This is a genomic window from Planktothrix sp. FACHB-1355, from assembly GCF_014748295.1.
Classification (GTDB): Bacteria; Cyanobacteriota; Cyanobacteriia; order Cyanobacteriales; family Aerosakkonemataceae; genus Aerosakkonema; species Aerosakkonema funiforme_A.
Genome location: NZ_JACJUP010000743.1, coordinates 1 through 3599, shown reverse-complemented (window position 1 = coordinate 3599; position 3599 = coordinate 1). Strand labels below are relative to the sequence as shown.

At 45.0% G+C, this 3599-nt stretch carries 4 protein-coding genes and 1 pseudogene; 4 read left to right on the top strand and 1 reads right to left on the bottom strand.

The genetic code is table 11. The features are described 5' to 3' along the window. Positions 1–302 precede the first annotated feature (302 nt). The 4 genes from H6S82_RS24125 (at position 303) to H6S82_RS24110 (ending at position 2915) form a co-directional block, all read left to right on the top strand. Complete coding sequence (locus H6S82_RS24125) at positions 303–1037, top strand: 2-phosphosulfolactate phosphatase family protein (RefSeq protein WP_190462792.1); 735 nt, start codon at positions 303–305, stop codon at positions 1035–1037. Positions 1038–1243: 206 nt separating this feature from the next. Beyond that, positions 1244–1765: a photosystem I assembly protein Ycf3 gene (locus tag H6S82_RS24120; RefSeq protein WP_190462793.1), complete on the top strand. Its 522-nt coding sequence runs from the start codon at positions 1244–1246 to the stop codon at positions 1763–1765. A gap of 99 nt (positions 1766–1864) precedes the next feature. Further along, complete coding sequence (gene gatC / locus H6S82_RS24115) at positions 1865–2158, top strand: Asp-tRNA(Asn)/Glu-tRNA(Gln) amidotransferase subunit GatC (protein WP_190462795.1); 294 nt, start codon at positions 1865–1867, stop codon at positions 2156–2158. Between the two features lie 121 nt (positions 2159–2279). Beyond that, on the top strand, positions 2280–2915 hold the full coding sequence (locus H6S82_RS24110) for a Uma2 family endonuclease (protein ID WP_190462797.1): 636 nt from the start codon (positions 2280–2282) through the stop codon (positions 2913–2915). Between the two features lie 178 nt (positions 2916–3093). Here the strand turns inward: H6S82_RS24110 and H6S82_RS24105 are convergent. Further along, positions 3094–3599: pseudogene (locus H6S82_RS24105) on the bottom strand (3-phosphoshikimate 1-carboxyvinyltransferase); the annotation flags it as partial.

Below are 3599 nucleotides of genomic sequence, written 5' to 3'. Positions count from 1 at the left end.
TAGGGGCTAGGGATTAGGGGCTAGGGGCTAGGGATTAGGGGCTAGGGGCTAGGGCGTCGGGAAGAGGGAAGAGGGAAGAGAGAAGAGGGAGAGGGAGGAATTTTAACTTTTAACTTTTGACTTTTGACTCCCCCACTCCTCCCTAACTCCTAGCCCCTAATCCCTAGCCCCGACGCCCTAGCCCTAATCCCCAGGCAAGCGGGCTAGGTAAAATTGCTTTTGGCTTGAGCTAGGTAACACTTTTGCTGTTGACTAATTGATAAGAACAACAAATAAATTGTTACTTTATTGGCAGCTGGCTTGTGAAATTATTCGTTTACCACACCCCCGAACTGACTCCGACCGATAGCGTTCCCCATTGCGCGATCGCTATAGATGTTTTGAGAGCTACAACAACGATGGCTACAGCTTTGGCAGCAGGTGCCGAGGCGGTTCAAGTCTTCAGCGATCTGGAAAAATTAATGAGGGAGAGCGAAAATTGGCCTGCCGAAAAGCGGATTCGCGCAGGCGAACGCGGCGGGGCGAAAGTACCGGGCTGCGATATGGGCAATTCTCCCCTAGATTGTACGCCAGAGCAGGTGCAGGGACGCCGATTGTTTATCAGCACTACTAACGGCACTCGTTCTCTACAGAGAATCCAAGATGCTGCTTCGGTTTTGGCGGCGGCGTTTGTCAATCGCAAGGCTGTTGTGGATTATATCCTAGCTCAGCAGCCAGAAACGGTTTGGATTGTCGGTAGCGGTTGGGAAGGCAGTTTTTCCCTGGAGGATACCGCTTGTGCTGGTGCGATCGCTCACAGCTTGGTGACGGCACAAAATGCCAAATTAGATGATATCGCTGGCAATGATGAAGTAATTGGTGCGATCGCCCTTTACCTCCAGTGGCAAGATAGATTGCTCGAACTGATGCACCACGCCAGTCACGGTAAACGTTTGCTGCGCTTGGACTGCCACGAAGATTTAAAGTACTGCGTTCAAATGGATCTTTTGGATGTTCTGCCTATCCAACGGGAAGCTGGTGTTTTGGTCAAGGGATAGGGGCTAGGGGAAGAGGGAAAGGGAAGAGAGAAGAGGGAGGAGGGAAGAAATTCCTAATTTTGACTTTTGACTTTTGACTTTTGACTTTTAACTCCCCCACTCCCCCGCTCGCTCGATCGACGCTACATTAACTATTGAGCGTCTAAAAGCGATATCCACCAGATAGGCAAGTCTGAAGTAATTAATCATTTTTAACAGAGGCCGATATGCCAAGAACGCAACGCAACGATAATTTCATCGACAAAAGTTTTACCGTCATGGCAGATATAATTCTCAAAATTCTGCCTGCTAACAAAAAAGCAAAGGAAGCTTTTGTCTACTACCGCGATGGGATGTCCGCTCAAGGTGATGGTGAATATGCGGAAGCTTTGGACAATTACCACGAAGCGCTAAAGCTGGAAGAAGATCCATACGATCGCAGCTATATCCTCTACAATATCGGGCTGATTCATGCTAGCAACGGCGAACATGAAAAAGCTTTGGATTACTATCATCAAGCGATCGAACTCAATCCCCGCCATCCTTCAGCTTTCAACAATATTGCTGTGATCTACCACTACCAGGGAGAAAAGGCCAAGGAAGCGGGTCAATCCGATGAAGCTGAAGCTTTTTACGATAAGGCGGCGGAGTATTGGAAGCAGGCGATTCAGCTTGCGCCTAACAATTACATCGAAGCTCAAAATTGGCTGAAGACGACTGGGCGATCGCAAATGGATGTGTTCTTTTAATCATCGGTCATCGGTCATTGGTTATTTGCTAATAACGGCGAACTAATAATTAATGACCCATTCCCCATTCCCTATTCCCCATCCCCCATTTTCAAAATTATGATTGACCGCGAACAAGTCCGCAAAGTTGCTCTTCTAGGCCGCTTACAATTAAGCCCAGCCGAAGAAGAACAATTCACAACTCAATTGGGCAGTATTTTAGAATATTTTGAACAGTTGAGCGAGTTAGATGTGAGTAAAGTCAAGCCTACCACAAGGGCGATCGATGTTAGCAATATCACGCGAGCCGACGAACTGCGACCTTATCCAGACAGGGAAGCTATTCTCGATTGCTCTCCCGATCGAGATGGCGAATTTTTCAAAGTGCCGCAAATTCTAAGTACAGACGAGTAGAAAACCATCCAAAAGGGTGATGAACTTTTTTGTTCTTACCCTTTTGGCTTCTCTTTAACTACGAACAGGAATTCATCTAGAATAGAAGTAACAAAATTATCATAAAAGCAAATAAGATAATATGGTTCAAGAAATCACCCAAATCGAAACAGAATCAAAACTAATGACTCTAGATGAGTTTCTGGATTGGTATCCAGAAGACGGTAACGGTATTTTTGAATTGCATAATGGGGTCATAGTCGAAATGCAACCAACAGGAACGCACGAACGGGTAACATCAGAATTAGCAGCTGAATCATTAATTGAAATTCGACGATTAAAACTTCCCTACTTTGTTGCCAGACAATGTGTACTTAGACCTACTGATTCGGATAATTCAGGCTATAGGCCAGATGCGATCGTTCTGGATGAGAAAGCGCTAGAAAATGAACCACTGTGGAAAAAAAGATCTTTAATTACTAAAGGTGAGTCTACGCGATTGGTAATTGAAGTAGTCAGTACCAATTGGCAAGATGATTATCTAATGAAATTAGGTGAATATGAAAAGTTTGGTATTCCGGAATATTGGATTGTTGACTATTTAGGTTTGGGTGGTAGGCGTTATATTGGCAATCCGAAACAACCGACAATTTCGGTTTATCAAATGGTGGATGGAGAATATATGGTTAATCAGTTTAGAGGAAGCGATCGCATCCAATCTGCCATCTTTCCTGAGTTGAATTTGACAGCAGAGCAAATATTTAAAGTTGGTCAATAGTTTTGACTGCTTGTTAACAGTTTAGATTGATGCCTAAAGGTATTAGCAGATATAAAGAAGTAAAATCTCTGTAAGACATGGGTTTGACAAAAAAAGAGTCTGTAGGGTACATCAGAGGTGCAGAATTTTGGCAAGGCTCTTTAATTTTAACTTTAGCGCTCTGACGCACCCTAGTTAATTAGGTTTGACCGCAAATTTGTTGCAAGGTCGTGGTAAAATCCGGATAGGAAATTGCCGCAGCTTCGGCACCGTTAACAGTAGTTGTACCGTCAGCGTTGAGAGCTGCGATCGCCAAACTCATTGCTATCCTGTGATCGGTATGACTGTCAACATCAGTACCTGTTAAAGGCGTACCGCCAGTAATTTCCAAACCATCCGGTAATTCCGTTACTTTCGCACCCATCCTGTTGAGTTGGTTTGCCATGACAGCGATGCGATCGCTTTCTTTGACGCGCAATTCCGCTGCATCCCGAATTACGGTTGTACCTTCGGCAAATACTGCCGCTACGGCTAAAATCGGAATTTCATCTATCAAACGAGGTATCATTTCACCGCCGATTTGACAAGCTTTTAACTTACTGTGACGCACTCGCAAATCTGCCACCGGTTCCCCAGCGACAATCCGCTGATTTTCTAACCCGATATCTGCGCCCATCATACCAAGAGCTGCCAAAATGCCGGTGC

Coding starts and splice junctions, on each gene's coding strand:
- H6S82_RS24110 (WP_190462797.1), top strand. CDS start 2,280: ATGGTTCAAGAAATCACCCAAATCGAAACAGAATCAAAACTAATGACT.
- H6S82_RS24120 (WP_190462793.1), top strand. CDS start 1,244: ATGCCAAGAACGCAACGCAACGATAATTTCATCGACAAAAGTTTTACC.
- gatC (WP_190462795.1), top strand. CDS start 1,865: ATGATTGACCGCGAACAAGTCCGCAAAGTTGCTCTTCTAGGCCGCTTA.